Annotated in this window: 16 protein-coding genes; 14 read left to right on the top strand and 2 right to left on the bottom strand. The window is 69.0% G+C overall.

What is annotated here, in order from left to right; translation table 11 throughout:
- The first annotated feature begins 3 nt into the window (after positions 1-3).
- The 6 genes from ACFVXA_RS10910 (at position 4) to ACFVXA_RS10935 (ending at position 9510) form a co-directional block, all read left to right on the top strand.
- Positions 4-4377, top strand: a complete 4374-nt coding sequence (locus ACFVXA_RS10910; RefSeq protein ID WP_390024678.1) for a DUF6531 domain-containing protein — start codon at positions 4-6, stop codon at positions 4375-4377.
- A complete protein-coding gene (locus tag ACFVXA_RS10915) occupies positions 4367-4864 on the top strand; it encodes an Imm50 family immunity protein (RefSeq protein WP_384395950.1) in 498 nt (165 codons plus the stop codon). Before ACFVXA_RS10910 ends, ACFVXA_RS10915 begins: the two co-directional genes overlap by 11 nt.
- Entirely contained in the window at positions 4854-5261 is a 408-nt protein-coding gene (locus tag ACFVXA_RS10920) for an Imm50 family immunity protein (RefSeq protein ID WP_384395953.1), read from the top strand. Before ACFVXA_RS10915 ends, ACFVXA_RS10920 begins: the two co-directional genes overlap by 11 nt.
- Before the next feature lie 213 nt (positions 5262-5474).
- Positions 5475-6470 carry a hypothetical protein gene (locus ACFVXA_RS10925; protein ID WP_390024680.1) on the top strand — a complete coding sequence of 332 codons (996 nt, stop codon included), beginning with the start codon at positions 5475-5477 and terminating at the stop codon, positions 6468-6470.
- Positions 6471-6627: 157 nt separating this feature from the next.
- Positions 6628-8025, top strand: a complete 1398-nt coding sequence (locus tag ACFVXA_RS10930; protein ID WP_383902617.1) for a nitrate/nitrite transporter — start codon at positions 6628-6630, stop codon at positions 8023-8025.
- Between the two features lie 321 nt (positions 8026-8346).
- A complete protein-coding gene (locus ACFVXA_RS10935) occupies positions 8347-9510 on the top strand; it encodes a uroporphyrinogen-III synthase (RefSeq protein WP_362017685.1) in 1164 nt (387 codons plus the stop codon).
- 119 nt (positions 9511-9629) lie between these two features.
- Here ACFVXA_RS10935 and ACFVXA_RS10940 read toward each other — a convergent pair whose 3' ends face one another.
- Positions 9630-10196: a DUF1772 domain-containing protein gene (locus tag ACFVXA_RS10940; protein WP_384395962.1), complete on the bottom strand. Its 567-nt coding sequence runs from the start codon at positions 10194-10196 to the stop codon at positions 9630-9632.
- Positions 10197-10486: 290 nt separating this feature from the next.
- On the opposite strand from ACFVXA_RS10940, the gene ACFVXA_RS10945 reads away from it, so the two are divergent.
- The 6 genes from ACFVXA_RS10945 (at position 10487) to ACFVXA_RS10970 (ending at position 17891) form a co-directional block, all read left to right on the top strand.
- Positions 10487-11074 (top strand): ABATE domain-containing protein, encoded by a 588-nt coding sequence (locus ACFVXA_RS10945; RefSeq protein WP_362017687.1) that lies wholly within the window; start codon positions 10487-10489, stop codon positions 11072-11074.
- Positions 11075-11437: 363 nt separating this feature from the next.
- The gene (locus tag ACFVXA_RS10950; RefSeq protein WP_362017688.1) at positions 11438-11968 is read left to right on the top strand and encodes a sigma-70 family RNA polymerase sigma factor; all 531 of its coding nucleotides are present in this window, start codon (positions 11438-11440) and stop codon (positions 11966-11968) included.
- Positions 11969-12006: 38 nt separating this feature from the next.
- Positions 12007-12795, top strand: a complete 789-nt coding sequence (locus tag ACFVXA_RS10955; RefSeq protein ID WP_362017689.1) for a zf-HC2 domain-containing protein — start codon at positions 12007-12009, stop codon at positions 12793-12795.
- An 82-nt stretch (positions 12796-12877) separates the two neighbouring features.
- Positions 12878-15358: a HelD family protein gene (locus ACFVXA_RS10960; RefSeq protein ID WP_390024682.1), complete on the top strand. Its 2481-nt coding sequence runs from the start codon at positions 12878-12880 to the stop codon at positions 15356-15358.
- 468 nt (positions 15359-15826) lie between these two features.
- Positions 15827-17260, top strand: coding sequence for an NAD-dependent malic enzyme (locus ACFVXA_RS10965; RefSeq protein ID WP_362017691.1), 1434 nt, complete (start codon positions 15827-15829; stop codon positions 17258-17260).
- A 349-nt stretch (positions 17261-17609) separates the two neighbouring features.
- A complete protein-coding gene (locus ACFVXA_RS10970; RefSeq protein WP_007382399.1) occupies positions 17610-17891 on the top strand; it encodes an HU family DNA-binding protein in 282 nt (93 codons plus the stop codon).
- A gap of 108 nt (positions 17892-17999) precedes the next feature.
- On the opposite strand, the gene murA is transcribed toward ACFVXA_RS10970, so the two are convergent.
- Positions 18000-19340 carry a UDP-N-acetylglucosamine 1-carboxyvinyltransferase gene (murA, locus tag ACFVXA_RS10975; protein ID WP_362017692.1) on the bottom strand — a complete coding sequence of 447 codons (1341 nt, stop codon included), beginning with the start codon at positions 19338-19340 and terminating at the stop codon, positions 18000-18002.
- 282 nt (positions 19341-19622) lie between these two features.
- On the opposite strand from murA, the gene ACFVXA_RS10980 reads away from it, so the two are divergent.
- Positions 19623-20195 (top strand): YqgE/AlgH family protein, encoded by a 573-nt coding sequence (locus tag ACFVXA_RS10980; RefSeq protein ID WP_362017693.1) that lies wholly within the window; start codon positions 19623-19625, stop codon positions 20193-20195.
- Between the two features lie 93 nt (positions 20196-20288).
- The gene (locus tag ACFVXA_RS10985; protein ID WP_362017694.1) at positions 20289-20594 is read left to right on the top strand and encodes a DUF3039 domain-containing protein; all 306 of its coding nucleotides are present in this window, start codon (positions 20289-20291) and stop codon (positions 20592-20594) included.
- Positions 20595-20619 lie beyond the last annotated feature (25 nt).

The raw sequence follows: 20619 nt of genomic DNA on the forward strand, positions 1-20619 counted from the left end.
CTCGTGGTCGACCTCAATCCGCTGCACTACATCAACAAGTTCAACCACATGTTCGGCGACAGCGTCGCTAGCGGGCTGGAGTTCCTGGGGATCTCCGATCCAGCGGTCGACCCGGACGGGGTGCGCGAGATCGCGAAGAAGTGGCGGCACCTCGCTTCCGGGCTTGACGACGCGGCCGTGGACGCCGAGCGGGCGCTGGCGGACGTGGTGTGGGAGGGCAAGACCGCCAAAGCGTTCCACAAGCGGGCCAAGGAGACCCGTAAGCACGCCACCGACATGGCGCATTCGCTGCGCGAGGGTGCCAAGGCGCTGGACAAGTTCGCTGATCAGGCCCACGAGTTGCTCTCCGAGATCGGCGTGATGCTGGCGGAGATCGCCGAGTACGAGATCGCGGGCCTGGCCCTGTCCGTGCTGACCGCCGGGGCCTCCGAGGTGGCTTCGAACCTGATGGCAGGCGAGCGCGCGCTCAAGGTCGTGGCGCTGGTGGGGCGGATCGAGGAGGAAGGAACCACGCTCGGCAGCGCGGTGCGTGGGGTGCTGTCGGTCATCCGAGGCCTGGAACGTGCGCTGAATGCGCTGAAGGACATCAAGGTGATCGCCTCGCTGTCCAGAATGACTTTGGATGGTGCGAAGTTCAGTGCGTTCGCCACCGCCCTGGAGGACCCCAGTGCGTTCAAGGACCCGAAAAAGTTGGCAGGGATCCTGTCCGAGGGCGCAGTGATGGGTGTCGGGTTCGGCGTGCTTGGCAAGGCGCTCGGAAAGGGCCTGAAGGCCCTCAAACCGAGCGCACTGGCTAAGCTCAGCAAAGCGTTCAAGCTGAACTGTGCCGATTTCGAGCGGTTGTCGCTGCGCCCGGGCTTCAACAAGCTGCCCGCCTCGATCCGCAACGGCGTCAAGAAATTCGTACGGGACCCGATCGACGTGGCCACGGGCGACATGGCGCTATCGCGCATGGATGTTCAGTTGCCGGGCGTGCTACCCCTCGTCCTGGAGCGGACGCACGTCTCGTCGTACCGGTGGGGCGGCTGGTTCGGTCCGTCGTGGGCCTCCACCCTCGACCAGCGCGTCCAGGCCGATGACGACGGATTCGTTTACGCGGCCGCGGACGGTGCCCGGCTGTGCTTCCCCATGCCGGATGTGGAGACCAATGAGCCGGTCCTCCCGGAGACGGCCGGCTCGCGCCTGACGCTGTCCTGGGACGACGAGACCGACGGCGCTGTCCGGGTCACCGACCCGGACAGCGGTCTGCTGCAGGTGTTCCACAGCCCGGTCGCCACAGCCGACGAGACGGCGGTTGACCTGCCGCTGCAGTACATACAGGACCGCAACGGCAACCGGATCACCTTCGTCTACGACGAGGGTGACCTCCCGGGCGCGGCGGTCCACTCGGGCGGCTACCACATCGCGTTCGACAGGCATCCATCCCTCTCGCGCATTACGGGTTTGCGCCTGCTCGACCCCAGTGCGCCGGGAGGCGTGGGCACCACGCTGATCACCTTCGCCTACGACGAGGCGGGACGACTGGCCGAGGAAGCCAACTCCTCTGGCTTGGCTATGCGTTACACCTACGACGCGGACGGCCGCATCACCTCGTGGACCGACCGTAACGGCAGCACATACTGGTACTCCTACGACGAGCTCGGCCGCGTGGTGGCCACCGGGGGCACAGGCGACGCATTGGCCTCTGCCCTCGCCTACGAAGACGCGACGCGCACCACCCGCGTGACGGACTCACTCGGCCACACCCGCATCTACGAGCACAACGAGGCACTGCGCCTCATCCGCGAGACGGACTCGCTCGGCCACACGATCCATCAGGTCTGGGACAATGAAAACCGGTTGACCGCCGTCACCGACCCGCTCGGATACACCACCCGCTACACCTACGACACGAACGGGCGCATCGTCTCGATCACGCGCCCTGACGGTCACGAAGCCACCACCGAGTACCACCACTTGGGTCGGCCTGCGGTGGTGACGATGCCGGGCGGAGCCGTCTGGCGACAGGGGTACGACGAGCGAGGCAACCGCACGTCCATCACAGATCCCGTAGGTGCCGTCACGCGCTTCTCGTACGACAAGGCCGGGCGTCTCGCGTCGTCCACCGACGCTCTCGGATGCAGCACGCGTGTCCGCTGCAATGCTGCCGGACTCGTCCTGGAGGTCACCGATTCACTGGGCGCGATCACGCGCTACGAACGGAACGCTTTTGGCCGTATTGTCTCCGCCACAGACGCGACAGGCGCAACAACCGAATTGGAGTGGACAGTCGAAGGCCGCCTGCTTCGGCGTACGACCCCGGATGGCGCCATCGAATCGTGGGCGTACGACGGCGAAGGCAACTGCCTTAACTACACCGACCCAGTCGGCGCGATCACTTCATTTGAGTACACGCACTTCGACCTCGTTGCTGCGCGCACTGATCCCGATGGCGTGCGCCACGAGTTCACCCACGACACCGAGCTCCGCCTCATTCGGGTCGTCAACCCCATAGGCCTGAGCTGGAGTTACGAGTACGACGTCACGGGCTGCCTCATCTCCGAGATCGATTTCGACGGCCATGCCCGCAACTACACCCACGACGCCGCCGGCCGCCTGGCCAGCCGTACAAACAGCCTTGGCCAGACAGTGCGTTATGAACGCAACTCTCTCGGACAGATGATCCGGAAGGACGCTGAAGGGCAGATCACCACCTTTGACTACGCCCCTTCGGGCCGACTTGTCAGCGCCGCCGGACCGGATGTCACGCTCTCGCTGGAGGTCGACGAGCGCGGCCTGCGCCGGTCGGAGACGGTCAACGGCCGTACGCTCAGCCACGCATACGATGCCCTGGGCCGCCGGACCCACCGCACCACTCCTGGCGGCGCAACCAGTACGTGGAGATACGACGCTGCGGGCCGCTCGACTGAACTCGCCGCTTCAGGGCGCTCGATCAGCTTCGAGCGTGACGAGGTCGGCCGGGAGACCGCCTGCCGCTTTGGCGAGACGGTCACCCTGGCTCACGACTTCGACACCTTGGGCCGTCTCACTGGGCAGAACGTGCTCACCGCAGACGGAGGGGTGGTTCAGCAACGAGAGTTCACGTACCGCTTGGACGGCGCCCTGGCCCAGATCGATGATCAACAGAACGGCACCCGGCGTTTTGACCTCGATGCCGTCGGTCGCGTCACTGCTGTCCACGCCCAGAAGTGGACGGAGACCTACGCCTATGACGACGCGGGCAATCAGACCTTCGTGACCTGGCCCGCCGCCCACCCCGGCCACGAGGCTGCGGGCCAACGCGACTACGTCGGCACCCGTATCGCACGTGCCGGAGGGGTCCGCTACGAGCATGATGGCTCGGGCCGCACCGTGCTGCGCCAGAAGGTCCGGCTCTCCCACAAGTCCGAGACCTGGCGCTATGCCTGGGATGCCGAGGACCGTCTCACCTCGGTCATCACTCCCGATGGCACCCACTGGCGCTACAGATACGACCCGCTGGGCCGTCGCTCAGCGAAGCAGCGCCTTGCCGCCGACGGTGAGACCGTTCTTGAGGAGACCTCCTTCACCTGGGACGGTCACACCCTGTGCGAGGAGACCACCACAGTCGGCAACCAGGCCCGTCGGGTCATCCTCACCTGGGATCACGACGGCCGACGTCCTCTGGCCCAGACGGAACGCATCATCGATACGACCGCTCCGCAAAGCGTCATCGACCAGCGCTTCTTCGCCATCGTCACCGACCTCGTCGGCACCCCCACCGAGCTCGTCGACGAAACGGGCGACATAGCCTGGCGCATCCGCGCGACTCTCTGGGGAACCACGACCTGGAACAGCGACGCGACGGCCTATACGCCGCTGCGCTTCCCAGGTCAGTACTACGATCCCGAAACGGGCCTCCACTACAACTACTTCCGCACCTACGACCCGGAAACGGCTCGCTACCTCACTTCAGATCCCCTTGGGCTGGCGCCCGCCCCCAACCCGGTCACCTACGTGCACAACCCCCACACGTGGATCGACCCCCTTGGTCTCGCCCCCGGGTGCGGTGAACCTGTCGGGCGCACTTTTGAGGAAGCCAAGGCACAGGCCCTGAAAGACGCCGGAATTCCAGAAGGTGCCGAACCTCTTGAAGCTGACAACTATGTCCAAGCCACGACACCGGCATGGCAGGGCTCCAAGCAACTGATGAGGGACAACAAGGCCGTTTACTACACGGAAGAGATCTACGAGCACCCTAATGGAGAAGATCTTATAGTCTTCCAGGATCACTGGTTCGGGCACCAGGAACCAGGCCAGCCCGGTTATCAGGGCCCGCACGTTCATGTGAGACCGATCGAGGACACCCGCAACGGGCAGGTCCCCGGCTGCGAGGAGCACTATTACTATGACCGCTGAGGGTTTCTTCGCGAATCCAGAGGTGCTCCAATCGCTCTACGGGCAGGTCCCGGATCTGACCGGCGTCAGGATTCGGTCGATCAATCTGAACTGGCGCGGGCCCACGGTGACGCTGCGCGTCGATTTGCCGTCGTTTCCCGGTTCGGCTCCGCAGGAGTGGATCGACGCGGGTATGGACACGGTGCAGTGTCAATTCCAGTTCCTGGCAGTGGAGAACATCTCCCTCACTGATTGGGCCCCGCCGGCCGTCGGTGTCATTGAGATGGCTCCGTGGGGCAGGGAGGGGCGTATGCAGGTGAGTGTCAGCGGTAGTGGGGTGGTGCTGGGCTTCGACTGCTACGAGTCAGTGAGCGTGCGTCATGTGAGCGCGTTCAGAATCCAGGCGGACGGATCGGACGGTGGGCGGCATCTTTTCGTGAGCAAGGTCGACGCCCGACGGTACACCTCCCTTCCCGGAACCGAGGAGAAGACGTTCTATGAGCGCTGACTGGCTACAACTCCTCGCATCATCGGGATACTTGGGCGGACTGTACGACGGTGCCCCGCCCTCGCCCGATGTGTGCGATCTCTTCTACGTGCACATCGATGAGCGCGAAAATTCGGTGACTTTGGGGTTCGATACCAGAAGCTTCCCTGTGAATCCACCTGAGGAATGGAAGGCAAAGGATTTCAACGCCTTTGAGTTCCACCTCGTCTTCTCGGGCGTCGAGCGACTCCACGTCACTGGGTGGGGTGCTTCTGAGGCCAAGAAGATCCAGCTGGCCGTCCGTGGTGGAGGGTTCTTCGAGGTGGTATTGGGCCTTGAGGGCTCGGGGATCGCATTTCGGGCGCCCACGGCTCGGCTGGGCAAGGTGCGTGCCTACCTCGCCTCTGACAGTCCCTGAATCCACCGACCGCCCCTGCTTCGGTGCTCCGCTCTCTGGGGTTCCAACGCCTGGCGCGATCGCGCGACGGGCAGGGGACCGTTGTGCCCTGCGCGGCCAGGTCAAGGCACGGTAAACCAGGTCGTCCTGCCGTTCTGCGGGGGCGGGGGCCCGTGAAAAGGTGGGTCGGTTGCGGATGTGAACGGGTGGGTCCGGTGGGGAGTTGGGGGCGGCATGAGCAAGCGGCAGATTCGGAAGATGTTCCAGTTGATGGCCGCGGGGGAGGCGGTTCAGCTCACGAGCCCCATGGCCTCCGTGAAGAAGTTGGCCCGACTCGCCTTCATCGCGCAGCAGTTCGGGTACGAGTACGCCGATGTACGGCAGGGCAGTGGGCGGAACAACGCGCTCACCATGCTCATCGTGCCCGATCCCAGTCCGCAGGCTCAGGCGCGGGCCGCGCAGAACTGGGTGCAGTTTCCGCGGGCCGCGGACGGGGAGTCGCTGCCGCCCGTCGTTCCCGACGCACTTGAGCTGCTCAAGGCCCGTATCAACTTCGACCTCACCGGCAAGAACGCCGAGAAGCGGATGCTGTACGGGGTCCTCGGCGTCACCGTCGGGTGTGTCGTCCTCGCGGTGCGGACGGGTGGGGATTCCGTCGCCTTCGCCGTGGCGGGGGCCGTGTGGGTGGTGCTCTTGGCCGTCTTCGGTATCGGTTTCGTCGTCACGCGCAAGCGCAACGCCAAGTTCGCGGCTCGATTGCAGGCCGCCGGCTTCATGCCGGTGACGGAAGAGGGCGGGCGGGTGCGGTATCTGCCCCCCACTGCTTACGCCGCGCAGGCGCAGGCGCAGGCGCAGGCGCAGGCGCAAGGGCAAGGGCAAGGGCAAGGGCCGGGGGTGGGGGCGTACGCCCCTTACACCCCTTACGCCCCGAACTCCTCCTACGCTCAACAGGTCCCGGCGCCGGGTCCCTACGCCCCCCAGGCCCAGCCCCAGACGCCGGCCCCGGGCCCCTACGCCCCGCAGGCCCCGGCCACCCCCGGCCCCTACGCCCAGCCCGGTCCCGTACCGCAACAGCCCTACGGGCAGCAGCCGCACCCCCACCAGCCGTACCCCCACCAGCAGCCCAACCCCTACGGCGGCCAGCCCCAGCCCCAGCCCCAGCCCCAGGCGCAGCCCCAGCCTCAGACCCCGCCCCAGGCCCCACCGACCTGGCAGCCCCTGCAGCAATAGGCAGCTGTCCCGGCCTCACCGTCGCCCCCGTCGCCGAGTGAGAGCAACGTTCCCTTCCAGTCACCCATAGCCACAGCGCGGAAACGCGTCCTCCCTACCTTCGGGACTCAGCCACTCGTCGTACGAGACCTGAGCACCGGAGAACCGTGGAGGCGTGATGACAGCCCCAGCCCCAACCCCAAGTACAGAGTCCGCACCGAGCAAGGGACGCGGCGGCCGTTGGATCGCGGAGTGGGATCCGGAGGACGAGGGCTTCTGGAAGGAGTCGGGGGAGAAGGTCGCCCGGCGGAATCTGTTCTTCTCCGTGTTGTCCGAGCACATCGGGTTCTCGGTCTGGACCCTGTGGTCCGTGATGGTCCTGTTCATGGGGCCCGAGTACGGGCTCACCCCGGCCGACAAGTTCTTCATCGTCTCGATGGCGACGCTCGTGGGCGCGGTCGTGCGCGTGCCGTACACCTTCGCCGTGGCCCGTTTCGGCGGCCGGAACTGGACGGTCGTCGCCGCGAGCCTGCTGCTGGTCCCGACGATCGCCGCGTTCGTGGTCATGAAGCCGGGGACCTCGTTCGGGACCTTCCTGGTCTGCGCGATGCTCGCCGGTGTCGGCGGCGGCAACTTCGCCTCCTCCATGACCAACATCAACTCCTTCTTCCCCCTCAGGAAGAAGGGGTGGGCGCTCGGGCTCAACGCCGGTGGCGGGAACATCGGGGTGCCCGTCGTGCAGCTCGTCGGGCTCGCGGTCATCGGGGCGAGCGGAGGGCCGCGTGTGCTGCTGGGGATCTATATCCCGCTCATCGTCGTCGCCGCCGTCCTCGGCGCGCTCTACATGGACAACATCTCGTCCGTGAAGAACGACACCGGCGCCGCCAAGGAGGCCGTCCGCGACCCCCACACCTGGATCATGTCCTTCCTCTACATCGGGACGTTCGGGTCGTTCATCGGGTACAGCTTCGCCTTCGGGCTGGTGTTGCAGACGCAGTTCGGGCGTACGCCGCTGCAGGCCGCGTACGTCACCTTCGTCGGGCCGCTGCTCGGCTCGCTGATCCGGCCCGTGGGTGGCTGGCTCGCCGACCGCTACGGCGGGGCGAGGATCACCCTCTGGAACTTCGTCGGGATGGGCCTGGCCACCGCCGTGATCGTCCTCGCGTCCACACAGAAGTCGCTGCCCCTGTTCACCACGGCCTTCATCGTGCTGTTCGTACTGACCGGGCTCGGCAACGGGTCGACGTACAGGATGATCCCCGCCATCTTCCAGGCCAAGGCCGTCGCCCAGGGGCTCAGTGGGGAGGAGGCGGCCGCTTACGGGCGGCGGCTGTCCGGCGCCTCCATGGGGCTCATCGGGGCGGTGGGCGCGCTCGGCGGGCTCGGGATCAACCTCGCCTTCCGCCAGTCGTTCCTGAGCGTGGGCTCCGGCACCGGCGCCTTCGTCTCCTTCCTCGCCTTCTACGCGGCCTGCTTCGCGGTGACCTGGGCCGTATACCTTCGCGGTTCCGCGGCCCGAACCCGTGCGACGGCTGCCGCAGAGGCGAAGCCCCAGCTCAGCTACGCGGAGGTCTGACGTAACACCGTCGACATCACTCCGATCCGGGCCTGTCACGGGGCGTTGACAGGCTCGGACGGTCGTCAGTGCACGACAACTCGATTCGACGAGGGCAGAGCGCCGGGACAGGTCACCAGCAGGCCACTCGCAGAGCGATACCAGCGAACGATGAGCCACCGACGAGAGCTGCGAGAGCAGTACGAGCCACCGACGAGAGCTGCGAGAGCAGTACGAGTCACCGACGCGAGCACTACGTGCGACCGACGCGAGCACCACGAGCGACCGACGCGAGCATTACGAGAGCACCATGAGCGACCGACGAGAGCCGGGACGACAGCCATGTACGACGAACAGCAGCGACCGGGCCGCGACCACGGGCACGGGCCCCTCTCGGGCTTCACCGTGGGCGTGACCGCCGCCCGCCGGGCCGACGAGCTCGCCGCGCTGCTCCAGCGGCGCGGCGCCTCCGTCGTGCACGCGCCCGCCCTGCGCATCGTGCCGCTCGCCGACGACAGCGAACTGCTCGCCGCCACCAAGGAGTTGATCGACCAGGCGCCGGACGTCGTGGTCGCCACGACCGCCATCGGGTTCCGGGGGTGGGTCGAGGCCGCCGACGGATGGGGGCTCGGCGAGGACCTGCTCGCGCGGCTGCGGGGGGTCGAGTTGCTCGCCCGCGGGCCCAAGGTCAAGGGGTCGATACGCGCCGCGGGGCTGACGGAGGAGTGGTCGCCGTCCTCCGAGTCGATGGCCGAGGTGCTCGACCGGCTGCTCGACGAGGGCGTCGAAGGGCGCCGTATCGCCATACAACTGCACGGCGAGCCGCTGCCCGGGTTCGTGGAGTCGCTGCGGGCCGCGGGCGCCGAGGTGGTACCCGTGCCGGTGTACCGGTGGATGCCGCCGGAGGACATCGGGCCCGTCGACCGGCTGCTGGACGCGGCCGTCACCCGCGGCCTGGACGCGCTCACCTTCACCAGCGCGCCGGCCGCCGCCTCCCTGCTGTCCCGGGCGGAGCAGCGGGGCCTGCTCCCGGACCTCCTCGGCGTCCTGCACCACGACGTGCTGCCCGCCTGCGTCGGCCCGGTCACCGCGCTGCCGCTGCAGGCCCGGGGCATCGACACCGTCCAGCCCGAACGCTTTCGGCTCGGCCCCCTCGTACAGCTGCTCTGTCAGGAACTGCCCGGGCGGGCCCGGACGTTGCCCATCGCCGGGCACCGGGTGGAGATCCGCGGCCACGCCGTCCTGGTGGACGGGGCCCTGCGGCCCGTGCCGCCCGCCGGGATGTCGCTGCTGCGGGCCCTGTCCCGGCGGCCGGGCTGGGTGGTGGCCCGGGCCGAGCTGCTGCGCGCCCTGCCGGGCGCCGGACGGGACGAACACGCCGTCGAGACGGCGATGGCCCGACTCCGTACGGCACTTGGCGCCCCCAAACTCATCCAGACCGTGGTCAAACGCGGCTACCGGCTCGCACTCGACCCGGCGGCGGACTCGAAGTACGCGGACATCTGAGGCGGCGGTGGCGTCACGTCCGGGGGCGTGGCGCCAAGTCCGGGCAGGGGGCCAGGTCCGGGACCGTGGGGCCAGCCACTGTCCCCCCACCGATCGTCCAGCCGCTATGCCCGCCCCACCTACCGCCCCACCCTCGCCCCCGCCGCCGGCTCCAAGGACCCCGCTCCCCGAGCGCCGCCCAGCCGTCCGTACAGGACCAGCGCGCGGGCCAGGCAGGCCAGCGCGAGCGTCGAGAGCAGGGCCCGTACGACATTCCAGGCCACCCACGTGTCCTCGAACTTCGCCCGTACGGCGGCGGGGTCGGCGATCTTCGCCGGGTCGCCGGCGTTCGCGAGGTCGTTGTTGAGCGGGATGTTCACGGCGACGGTGAAGAGGAAGGTGAGGGCGTACGCCGCCAGCGCGGCCCACACCCACCAGCGCAGCTCTCCCGCACCGCGCAGCTGCCACGCCGAGATCGCGGTCAGTACCAGTGCCCCCATGAAGCTGAGGAAGAACACCGGGTTCTGGATCACGTCGTTGATGTTCTGCATCACCTCGATGAAGACCCGGTCGTCGCTGCGCGCCAGCGACGGCATGACGTCGCAGGCGAAAATGTAGAAGACCCCGGCGATCAGGCCCATGGCGACCGTGGCCGCACCCAGTACACCTCCGGCGGTCGTACGCCGCCCCGTGCTGTTGTCTGTCATGTTCCTGAGTCAACCGGGACCGGGGCAGGGCTGCCATCGCTCAGACGCGCGTCCCCATAAGCGCGCGTCCACTACACCGGCGAGCCCACGTCCGGCGGACGAGAGCTCCCGCCTCCGGCGGATCACAGGTCCCGCCTCCCGCGGATGAGAGACCCCGCCTCCGGCAGATGATCGGTCCCGCGTCCGGCAGATGAGCGGTACTGAGTCTTCCGGCCGGGCGCGCGTGCATGCACTGTAGGGAGTACGACAGGGAGTGCGACGGCGGGTAACCCCAAGGCGGTGACAGGCACATGGCATCAGGCGTGGCCACGGCCTCGTACGAGCTGCGGTTCGACTCCGGGCGAATCTGCCTGGATCTGACGGCGACCACCCACCCCGAGGAACGGCTCGACTCGGCGGCCCGGCTGCGCGCCTGGATCGCCGCGTCGGGACTCGTCCCCGCGGGCACACCGCTGGCGGCGGTGGACCCGGCGTGGCTGCTCGCCTTCCGCGAACTGCGCTGCCACATCGAACAGTTGGTGCGCGGCGAGCTGGCCCTGCGGCCCGCCGACGCGGCGCTCGCCCGGGTCAACGCGGCCGCGCTGGGCACCCCACCCGTCCCCTGGGCCGTACGTGCGGACGACGGTTCGCTGCACCGCAGGCTGCGCACCCCGCCCGGCTGCGCCGAACTGCTCTCGATCGTCGCCAGGGACGCCCTCGAACTGCTCACCGACCCGACGGCGCGGGCGAGCCTCAGGCAGTGCGAGGGGGACAACTGTCCGATCGTCTATCTCGACACCTCCCGGGGCCGGCGCCGACGATGGTGTTCCAGTGAGGTGTGCGGCAACCGGGAGCGCGTGGCCCGGCACCGGCGCCGGGCGGCCCTCGCCCGCGCGTGATCTACGGTTGCCTGTGGCGATCAACCGCGTACCCGTCTTCGGTTGCCTGTGGCGATCAACCGCGTACCCGGTCTTCGCGTCTTCCCTGGAGGCCAAGCCCGTACGCGATCTTCGACCGCCCACGCGAACCGTCGCGAACAAGCCCCTACGTGATCTCCCGGTCACCCGAAGTGATCAAGAAAGCCCTTCAACTCCCCTTTCACACACCGACCAAGAAATATGTGCGACCCCTTTGAACACACGCCCGCCCCCGCACGTACCCGGTGATGAGCGACCGACTGGGGGAACCCCCGGACACCGGAGGTAGGCGTGCGTAAGGATTCCGCCGTGGCTGATGAACGAAGGCCAAGGGCCCGACATCGCATGTCCCAGCAGTCCTCGTCGACCGAACCCGACGAGGAGCTGATGCGTGCGTTGTACCGGGAACACGCGGGGCCCCTGCTCGCCTATGTGCTGCGGCTGGTCGCCGGAGACCGGCAGCGCGCCGAGGACGTCGTGCAGGAAACGCTCATCCGTGCCTGGAAGAACGCCGGTCAGCTCAATCGTGCGACCGGTTCGGTACGACCCTGGCTGGTGACGGTCGCCCGGCGCATCGTCATCGACGGCCACCGCAGCCGGCAGGCCCGGCCGCAGGAGGTGGACCCGGCACCGCTGGAGGTCATCCCCGCGGAGGACGAGATCGACAAGGCGTTGTGGCTGATGACACTGTCGGACGCGCTGGACGACCTGACCCCTGCTCACAGGGAGGTACTGGTCGAAACGTACTTCAAAGGGCGTACGGTCAATGAAGCGGCCGAGACGCTCGGCATACCCAGCGGCACCGTGCGCTCCCGGGTGTTCTACGCCCTGCGTTCGATGAAGCTGGCGCTGGAGGAGCGGGGGGTGACGGCATGAACGCATACGGGGGATACGGAACGGGCGGTCCAGGAGCCATGCAGGGACCACGGGGACAGCAGAACCCCGGTGACAACATCCACGAGACCGTCGGCGCCTACGCGCTCGGCATTCTCGACGACGCCGAGGCAACCGCTTTCGAAGGTCACCTCGCCACCTGCGAGTGGTGCGCCCAGCAGCTCGACGAGCTCGCCGGGATGGAACCGATGCTCGCCGCGCTCGCGGATCTGCCCGCCGCGCAGGGTACCCCGGCCATCGGCGAGTCGCTGGCCACGCGCCCGAGCCCAGGGCTCGCGGAACGGCTGGTCGACGAGGTCTCGGAGCGGCGCGCCCTCAAGCGCCGGCGCGGGATGTACCTGGTGGCGGCCGCGGCGGCGCTGATCATCGGCGGTCCGCTGACCGTCATGGCGGTCAGTGGCGGTGGCACCAGCAATGAGGCCGCCCCCGGGATGGCGCACCCCACCAGCCCCGCCAAGGCCGCCTTCGAGGTCATGACGGACAAGGTCGAGGCGACGGACCCGAGTACCAAGGTCAACGCCGTCGTCGCGGTCGAGAAGAAGGACTGGGGAACCCACGCGGTCCTCCAGCTCAAGAACGTCAAGGGCCCGCTCAAGTGCTCCCTGATCGCCGTCGGCAAGAACGGCGAGCGCGAGACGGTGACCTCCTGGGCGGTCCCGAAGTGGGGCTACGGCATCCCGAACGCCAAGGCCGAGGAGGCGAAGGCGCCGCTCTACGTGCACGGCGGCGCGGCCTTCTCGCCGAACCAGATCGACCACTTCGAGGTCATGACGTTCGACGGGAAGCGCCTCGTGGAGGTGAACGCGTGAGCGAGCCCGGAGCGCGCGCGTAGCTTAAGGGGCCCCCTTCGCGTACGGTTGACGGCTGCCCAGCACGTCAGAAGGGGGCCCGGTGGCCGCTCAGGCTCAGCAGGAAGCCGCGCTCGACTCGGTCCATGAATCCGTACGGCACGACTCCGTCAAGGACGACTCCGTACGGGACCGGGAGATCAGCGTCGAACAGGAACATCTGGACCGGGTGTACCGGCGTCTCGAGGAGAAGATCCACGAGGCGGAGTTCCTGATGAACGACGCCGCCCAGCGCGGTCAGGTCGGGACCCCGGGGGCGCTCGCGGAGCGCGACGCCCAGGTGTTCCGGGCGGGAATTCACCTCAACCGCCTGAACAACGAGTTCGAGGACTTCCTCTTCGGCCGTATCGATCTGCTCCTGGGGAAGGACGGCAAGAAGGGTCCGGATGGCGCGTACACGGCGGTGGAACCGGCCGAGGGTGCCGTCCGCGAGGACGACAGCGCCGACATCGCGGAGACGCTCCACATCGGCCGGATCGGTGTCCTCGACGCCGACTACGCGCCCCTGGTCATCGACTGGAGGGCGCCCGCCGCGGCCCCCTTCTACCGCTCGACCCCGGTCGACCCGGGCCGGGTGGTCCGCCGCAGGGTCATCCGCTCCAAGGGGCGCAAGGTCCTCGGTGTCGAGGACGACCTGATGCGCCCGGAGCTGAAGGCCTCCCTCGACGGCCGCGAGCTCCCGGTGATCGGCGACGGCGCGCTGATGGCGGCCCTCGGCCAGGCCCGCAGCCACACCATGCGCGACATCGTGGCGTCGATCCAGGCCGAGCAGGACCTGGTGATCCGCGCCCCCGCCGCCTCCGTGACCTATGTCGAGGGCGGCCCGGGCACGGGCAAGACGGCGGTGGCCCTGCACCGGGCCGCGTACCTCCTCTACCAGGACCGCCGTCGCTACGCGGGCGGCATCCTGATCGTCTCCCCGACCCCGCTCCTGGTCGCCTACACCGAGGGCGTCCTGCCGTCCCTCGGCGAGGAGGGTCAGGTCGCCATCCGCGCGATCGGTTCACTCGCCGAGGACACGGGCGGCGCGGAGGCCACCTTGTACGACTCTCCGGCCGTGGCCCGCGCCAAGGGCTCGTACCGGATGCTGAAGGTGCTGCGGAGGGCGGCGCGGGGCGTCCTCGAACCCGCAGCGGGCTCCGCGTCCTCGCGCTCGGGGCGGGACGGTACCGGGCGCCCGCGCTCCGGACGGCCCGATGCCGCCGCGGAGAGCGCGCGGCCGGGCGGCTCCGAGCAGCTCGCCTTCGGTGACGAGGCCGAGCCGCGGGGCCCCGCGACGGTGCCCACCCGCCTCCGCGTCGTCGCCTTCGGGCGGCGCCTCGAACTGGAGGCCGCCGAGCTGGACCGGATCAAGCACAACGCGCTCGGCGGGACCGCGCCGGTCAATCTGTTGCGCCCGCGCGCCCGCAAGCTGCTGCTCGACGCCCTGTGGGCGCAGTCGGGCGCCGGGACGCGGCACACGGATCCGGAGCTCGCCGCCGAGCTGCGGTCGTCGTTCGACGAGGACGTCGCCTCCGAGGACGGCTTCATCGCGTTCCTGGACGCCTGGTGGCCGGAGCTGACCCCCCGAGGCGTGCTGGCCGCCATGGCCGACGAGCGGCGGCTCGGGCGCTGGGCGCGCCGGATCCTCAACCCCGGTGAGGTGCGGAAGGTGGCGCGCTCGCTCAAGCGGGACGGGTTCTCCGTGCACGACGTGGCCATGCTCGACGAGCTGAACGCCATCCTCGGCTCCCCGGCCCGGCCCAGGAAGCGGCGCGAACTCGACCCGCTGGACCAGCTCACCGGTCTGGAGGAGCTGATGCCCACGCGCGAGGAGTCGCAGCGCGAGCGCGCCGAGCGGCTGGCGCAGGAGCGGACCGAGTACGCGCACGTCATCGTCGACGAGGCGCAGGACCTCACGCCCATGCAGTGGCGGATGATCGGCAGACGCGGCCGGCATGCCACCTGGACGGTCGTCGGGGACCCGGCGCAGTCCTCGTGGTCCGACCCGGACGAGGCCGCCGAGGCCCGTGACGAGGCCCTCGGGACCCGCCCGCGGCGCCGTTTCACTCTCACCGTCAACTACCGCAACCCCGCCGAGATCGCCGAACTGGCCGCGAAGGTCCTCGCCCTCGCCATGCCCGGCTCCGAGTCCCCGTCCGCCGTACGGTCCACGGGCGTCCAGCCCCGGTTCGCCGTCGTACGGGAGTCCCTCGCGCAGACTGTGCGCGCCGAGGCCGCCCGCCTGCTCGACCGGGTGGACGGCACCGTGGGCGTCGTCGTCGCCATGAACCGGCGTGAGGAGGCCGCCCGCTGGCTCGCCGGGCTCGGCGACCGGGTGGTGGCGCTCGGCAGCCTGGAGGCGAAGGGCCTGGAGTACGACGCGACGGTTGTCGTCTCGCCCGCGGAGATCGCCGACGAGTCACCGGCCGGCCTGCGGGTCCTGTACGTCGCCCTGACCCGCGCGACCCAGCAGCTGACGATCGTCTCGGCCGACCGCGACGAGCCCGACGCGCAGGGGGTGCCGGATCTCCTGAGGGACTGACCCTCTCCGGACGGACGAGCCGGTCCTGTCGGGCCCGAACGGGCCCGCTCCGGTTGAGGGCCGGAGCGGTCCCGTGGGGGACTGACCGGGTGGCCCTGAAATGAACTTCCGGTACGGGAATGGCCTTACGGGATCCGTTTGTTAGCCTGGGTGTGACACCGGCCCGATCCAAGCCCCCGGGCCCAACCTTCGTCGCTACGAGCGACCACTTGCCGCGAGGCGAGCATGGCGGGTCGGTGTCACTGAACGGAGAAGAGGCCCACGTCACCCTGTGACGTGGGCCTCTTTTTTCACCCCCCCGCATCTCGTATGGTGGAAGGCGTTTTCCGAAACCGCTCGCCGCCCGCGAACAAAACGTTCGCAATTCGGGGCGGCTACCGCGTACTCCGCGGTAGGTGCGACGATCGGACGGCATACCCGCGAGACAGTGCGACCCAGCAGTACACGTGAAAGCAGAGGAAGTCGGCCATGGCAACGGCGCCCAGCGTCTCCTACTCGATTACGGTCCGGCTGGAGGTGCCCGCGAGCGGAACCGCGGTCTCCCAGATCACCACGGCCGTAGAGTCCCACGGAGGCTCGGTGACCGGCCTCGACGTGACCGCCTCCGGCCACGAGAAGCTCCGGATCGACGTCACCATCGCCGCGACCTCCACCGCGCACGCCGACGAGATCGTCCAGCAGCTGCGCGCCATCGAGGGCGTCACCCTCGGCAAGGTCTCCGACCGTACGTTCCTCATGCACCTCGGCGGCAAGATCGAGATGCAGTCCAAGCACCCGATCCGCAACCGTGACGACCTGTCCATGATCTACACCCCGGGTGTGGCTCGCGTGTGCATGGCGATCGCCGAGAACCCCGAGGACGCCCGCCGCCTCACCATCAAGCGCAACTCCGTTGCGGTCGTGACGGACGGCTCGGCCGTGCTGGGCCTCGGCAACATCGGTCCCAAGGCCGCCCTGCCGGTCATGGAGGGCAAGGCGGCCCTCTTCAAGCGCTTCGCCGGCATCGACGCCTGGCCGCTGTGCCTGGACACCCAGGACACCGACGCGATCGTCGAGATCGTGAAGGCCATCGCGCCGGGCTTCGCGGGCATCAACCTGGAGGACATCTCCGCGCCCCGCTGCTTCGAGATCGAGGCCCGGCTGCGCGAGGCCCTCGACATCCCGGTCTTCCACGACGACCAGCACGGCACCGCCATCGTCGTACTCGCCGCGCTGACCAACGCACTGCGCGTGGCGGGCAAGGCGATCGGCGACATCCGCGTCGTCATGTCCGGCGCGGGCGCGGCCGGTACGGCCATCCTCAAGCTGCTCCTCGCCGCCGGCGTCAAGAACGCCGTCGTCGCCGACATCCACGGCGTCGTGCACGCGGACCGCGAGGACCTGGTGGACGCCGCCACCGACTCGCCGCTGCGCTGGATCGCGGACAACACCAACCCCGAGGGCCTCACGGGCACCTTGAAGGAAGCCGTTCGCGGAGCGGATGTCTTCATCGGCGTCTCCGCCCCGAACGTGCTGGACGGCGACGACGTGGCCGCCATGGCCGAAGGCGCCATCGTGTTCGCGCTCGCGAACCCCGACCCCGAGGTCGACCCGGCAATCGCCCGTCAGACGGCGGCAGTTGTCGCCACCGGCCGCTCCGACTTCCCCAACCAGATCAACAACGTCCTGGTCTTCCCGGGCGTCTTCCGTGGCCTCCTGGACGCCCAGTCGCGTACCGTCAACACGGAGATGATGCTGGCCGCCGCGACCGCCCTCGCGGACGTGGTGACCGAGGACGAGCTCAACCCGAACTACATCATCCCGAGCGTCTTCAACGACAAGGTCGCGGGCGCGGTCGCCGGAGCGGTGCGCAACGCCGCGAAGGCGGCGGGGGTGACCGAGGCGGACAACGCGACCGTGTGAGCGCGGGTGCGCCGTGGCTGTGACGGGTGCCACGACCGCCCGGAATCCCGGCGCGTCGTGGAACGCGGAGCCTGGGCCGCCTTTAGGGTGGCGCCCAGGCTCAGCCCTGCCCAGGCCTCTCCGGGCCTTTCCGTGTGACTCCCAAGGGTGTTCGTGTGACTCCCGGGGGTGCCGGATTGGCTTTCCCGCCGCAGGTGGGGGCAGGATGCGTCTTCGGGCGCGAGGGTCTGGCTACGGACCCGGGTCCGGGGACCGCCAAGGCCCCTGGCAGCATCGGCTTCACCGTGCCCAATATGCGGCTCCGCCGCGTGGCACGCCGCAACGGCAAGAAGAACACGGGAGTAACAACATGAACCGCAGTGAGCTGGTGGCCGCGCTGGCCGACCGCGCCGAGGTGACCCGCAAGGACGCCGACGCCGTTCTGGCCGCGTTCGCCGAGACCGTCGGCGAGATCGTCGCCAAGGGCGACGAGAAGGTCACCATCCCCGGCTTCCTGACCTTCGAGCGCACCCACCGTGCCGCTCGCACCGCGCGCAACCCGCAGACCGGCGACCCGATCCAGATCCCGGCCGGCTACAGCGTGAAGGTCTCCGCGGGCAGCAAGCTCAAGGAAGCCGCCAAGGGCAAGTAGGCCCGCCTGTACGTTCCTGTACGCCACGGGACGCGTACGAGGCGCAACAACGCCAATGGGGCGGCCCCTTTCAGGGGGGCCGCCCCATCGTCGTACGTACGCCTGCTGTCAGCCGAGCGCCTTGCCCGGCAGTTCCACCTTCGCGCCGAGCTCCACGAGCTTGTCCATGAAGTTCTCGTAGCCGCGGTTGATGAGGTCGATCCCGTGGACGCGGGAGGTGCCCTGGGCCGCGAGGGCGGCGATGAGGTACGAGAAGCCGCCGCGGAGGTCGGGGATGACCAGATCGGCGCCCTGGAGCTTGGTGGGGCCCGAAACGACGGCCGAGTGCAGGAAGTTGCGCTGGCCGAAGCGGCAGACCGAGCCGCCGAGGCACTCGCGGTAGAGCTGGATGTGCGCGCCCATCTGGTTGAGCGCCGAGGTGAAGCCGAGCCGGGACTCGTACACCGTCTCGTGGATGATGGACAGGCCCGTGGCCTGCGTCAGGGCCACGACCAGCGGCTGCTGCCAGTCGGTCTGGAAGCCCGGGTGGACGTCCGTCTCCAGCGCGATCGACTTGAGCTGGCTGCCCGGGTGCCAGAAGCGGATGCCCTCGTCGTCGATCTCGAAGGCGCCGCCCACCTTGCGGTAGGTGTTCAGGAACGTCATCATCGAGCGCTGCTGGGCGCCGCGGACGTAGATGTTGCCTTCGGTCGCCAGCGCCGCGGAAGCCCAGGAGGCGGCCTCCAGGCGGTCCGGCAGGGCCGCGTGGGTGTAACCGCCGAGCTGGTCCACACCCGTGATGCGGATCGTCCGGTCGGTGTCCATGGCGATGATCGCGCCCATCTTCTGCAGCACGCAGATGAGGTCCTCGATCTCGGGCTCCACGGCGGCGTTGGCGAGTTCGGTCACGCCCTCCGCCAGAACGGCCGTCAGCAGCACCTGCTCGGTGGCGCCGACGGACGGGTACGGCAGCTGGATCTTCGTGCCGCGCAGCCGCTGCGGGGCCTCCAGGTACTGCCCGTCCGCCCGCTTCTCGATCTTCGCGCCGAACTGCCGCAGCACCTCGAAGTGGAAGTCGATGGGGCGGCCACCGATGTCGCAGCCGCCGAGGCCCGGGATGAAGGCGTGGCCCAGACGGTGCAACAGCGGGCCGCAGAAGAGGATCGGGATGCGCGACGAACCCGCGTGGGCGTCGATGTCGGCGACGTTCGCGCTCTCGACGTGCGACGGGTCGAGCACCAGCTCGCCCGGCTCCTCACCCGGACGGACCGTCACACCGTGCAGCTGCAACAGCCCGCGCACGACCCGCACGTCACGGATGTCGGGGACATTGCGCAGCCGGCTCGGCGCGCTGCCCAGCAGGGCGGCGACCATGGCTTTCGGTACGAGATTCTTCGCACCGCGGACACGGATCTCGCCCTCAAGCGGGGTTCCGCCGTGGACAAGCAGGACATCGTCGTTGACGGTCATGTATCTCGCGTTCCGATGAGTTGGGCAGGTGTAAGCGGTCGGCAGGCCGTTGTCGCGGGGAGCCGGAGAGCAAGCGTAATGGCCGCCTACCCCCCTTCAGTAAGCCCAAGTGCCACTCAGCTACGTCATAGCTTGGCCACAACACGAACCGTTCCGAATCGGGCACACGGGGTCACCGGTAACGGCGTGCGCGGGGGTCGCTCCTCTGCGCCCTGAGCTGCATTCACTCGGGTACGGGTATTGGCTCCCCGTGGGCGGGGAAGATGCGGGATCATGTCTGGCATGACCGAGGTGTCCTCGCTCACAGGGCGGCTGCTCGTGGCCACGCCCGCCCTGGCGGACCCGAACTTCGACCGCGCGGTGGTGCTGCTCCTCGACCACGACGAGGAGGGCTCGCTCGGTGTCGTCCTCAACCGGCCGACCCCGGTGGACGTCAGCGACATCCTGGAGGCCTGGGCCGACTTGGCCGGCGAGCCCGGCGTCGTCTTCCAGGGCGGCCCCGTGTCGTTGGACTCGGCGCTGGGCGTGGCGGTCATCCCGGGCGGCGCGTCCGGCGAGCGCGCACCACTCGGCTGGCGGCGCGTGCACGGCGCGATCGGCCTGGTCGACCTGGAGGCCCCGCCGGAACTCCTCGCCTCGGCCCTGGGCTCGCTGAGAATCTTCGCCGGGTACGCCGGCTGGGGCCCAGGCCAGCTGGAGGACGAACTCGTCGAGGGCGCCTGGTACGTCGTCGAGTCCGAACCCGGAGACGTCTCCTCCCCGTCCCCCGAACGGCTCTGGCGCGAGGTCCTGCGCCGCCAGCGCAACGAACTCGCGATGGTGGCGACGTACCCCGACGACCCTTCGCTCAACTGAGGAGGGCGGCGGCCCTTGCGTGCACTCACGGCCGCGACGCATGGACGACCCTTCTCTCCACTGTTGCGCGTGGGCTTCAGTACCCTTGCACTCATGAGCACTCTTGAGCCTGAGACCCAGCCCCAGCGAGGCACGGGGACGGGGACCCTCGTAGAGCCGACGCCGCAGGTGTCGCACGGCGACGGGGACCACGAGCGCTTCGCCCACTACGTCCAGAAGGACAAGATCATGGCGAGCGCCCTCGACGGCACGCCCGTCGTGGCCCTCTGCGGCAAGGTGTGGGTCCCGGGCCGCGACCCGAAGAAGTACCCCGTGTGCCCCATGTGCAAGGAGATCTACGAGTCCATGGGCGCCGGTGGCGACAAGGGCAAGGACGGCAAGGGCGGCGACAAGAAGTAACGCCCCCGGGTCGCCCGGCGCAGTA

Origin of the sequence: Streptomyces sp. NPDC058246, from assembly GCF_042881985.1 — a bacterium.
Taxonomy (GTDB): Bacteria; Actinomycetota; Actinomycetes; order Streptomycetales; family Streptomycetaceae; genus Streptomyces.

Excerpts from the sequence above, each read along its gene's own strand:
- ACFVXA_RS10930 (WP_383902617.1), top strand. The coding sequence starts at position 6,628 with ATGACAGCCCCAGCCCCAACCCCAAGTACAGAGTCCGCACCGAGCAAG.
- ACFVXA_RS10955 (WP_362017689.1), top strand. The coding sequence starts at position 12,007 with ATGCAGGGACCACGGGGACAGCAGAACCCCGGTGACAACATCCACGAG.
- ACFVXA_RS10945 (WP_362017687.1), top strand. The coding sequence starts at position 10,487 with ATGGCATCAGGCGTGGCCACGGCCTCGTACGAGCTGCGGTTCGACTCC.
- ACFVXA_RS10965 (WP_362017691.1), top strand. The coding sequence starts at position 15,827 with ATGGCAACGGCGCCCAGCGTCTCCTACTCGATTACGGTCCGGCTGGAG.
- ACFVXA_RS10940 (WP_384395962.1), bottom strand. The coding sequence starts at position 10,196 with ATGACAGACAACAGCACGGGGCGGCGTACGACCGCCGGAGGTGTACTG.
- ACFVXA_RS10970 (WP_007382399.1), top strand. The coding sequence starts at position 17,610 with ATGAACCGCAGTGAGCTGGTGGCCGCGCTGGCCGACCGCGCCGAGGTG.
- ACFVXA_RS10980 (WP_362017693.1), top strand. The coding sequence starts at position 19,623 with ATGACCGAGGTGTCCTCGCTCACAGGGCGGCTGCTCGTGGCCACGCCC.
- ACFVXA_RS10915 (WP_384395950.1), top strand. The coding sequence starts at position 4,367 with ATGACCGCTGAGGGTTTCTTCGCGAATCCAGAGGTGCTCCAATCGCTC.
- ACFVXA_RS10935 (WP_362017685.1), top strand. The coding sequence starts at position 8,347 with ATGTACGACGAACAGCAGCGACCGGGCCGCGACCACGGGCACGGGCCC.
- ACFVXA_RS10985 (WP_362017694.1), top strand. The coding sequence starts at position 20,289 with ATGAGCACTCTTGAGCCTGAGACCCAGCCCCAGCGAGGCACGGGGACG.
- ACFVXA_RS10920 (WP_384395953.1), top strand. The coding sequence starts at position 4,854 with ATGAGCGCTGACTGGCTACAACTCCTCGCATCATCGGGATACTTGGGC.
- ACFVXA_RS10950 (WP_362017688.1), top strand. The coding sequence starts at position 11,438 with ATGTCCCAGCAGTCCTCGTCGACCGAACCCGACGAGGAGCTGATGCGT.
- murA (WP_362017692.1), bottom strand. The coding sequence starts at position 19,340 with ATGACCGTCAACGACGATGTCCTGCTTGTCCACGGCGGAACCCCGCTT.
- ACFVXA_RS10925 (WP_390024680.1), top strand. The coding sequence starts at position 5,475 with ATGAGCAAGCGGCAGATTCGGAAGATGTTCCAGTTGATGGCCGCGGGG.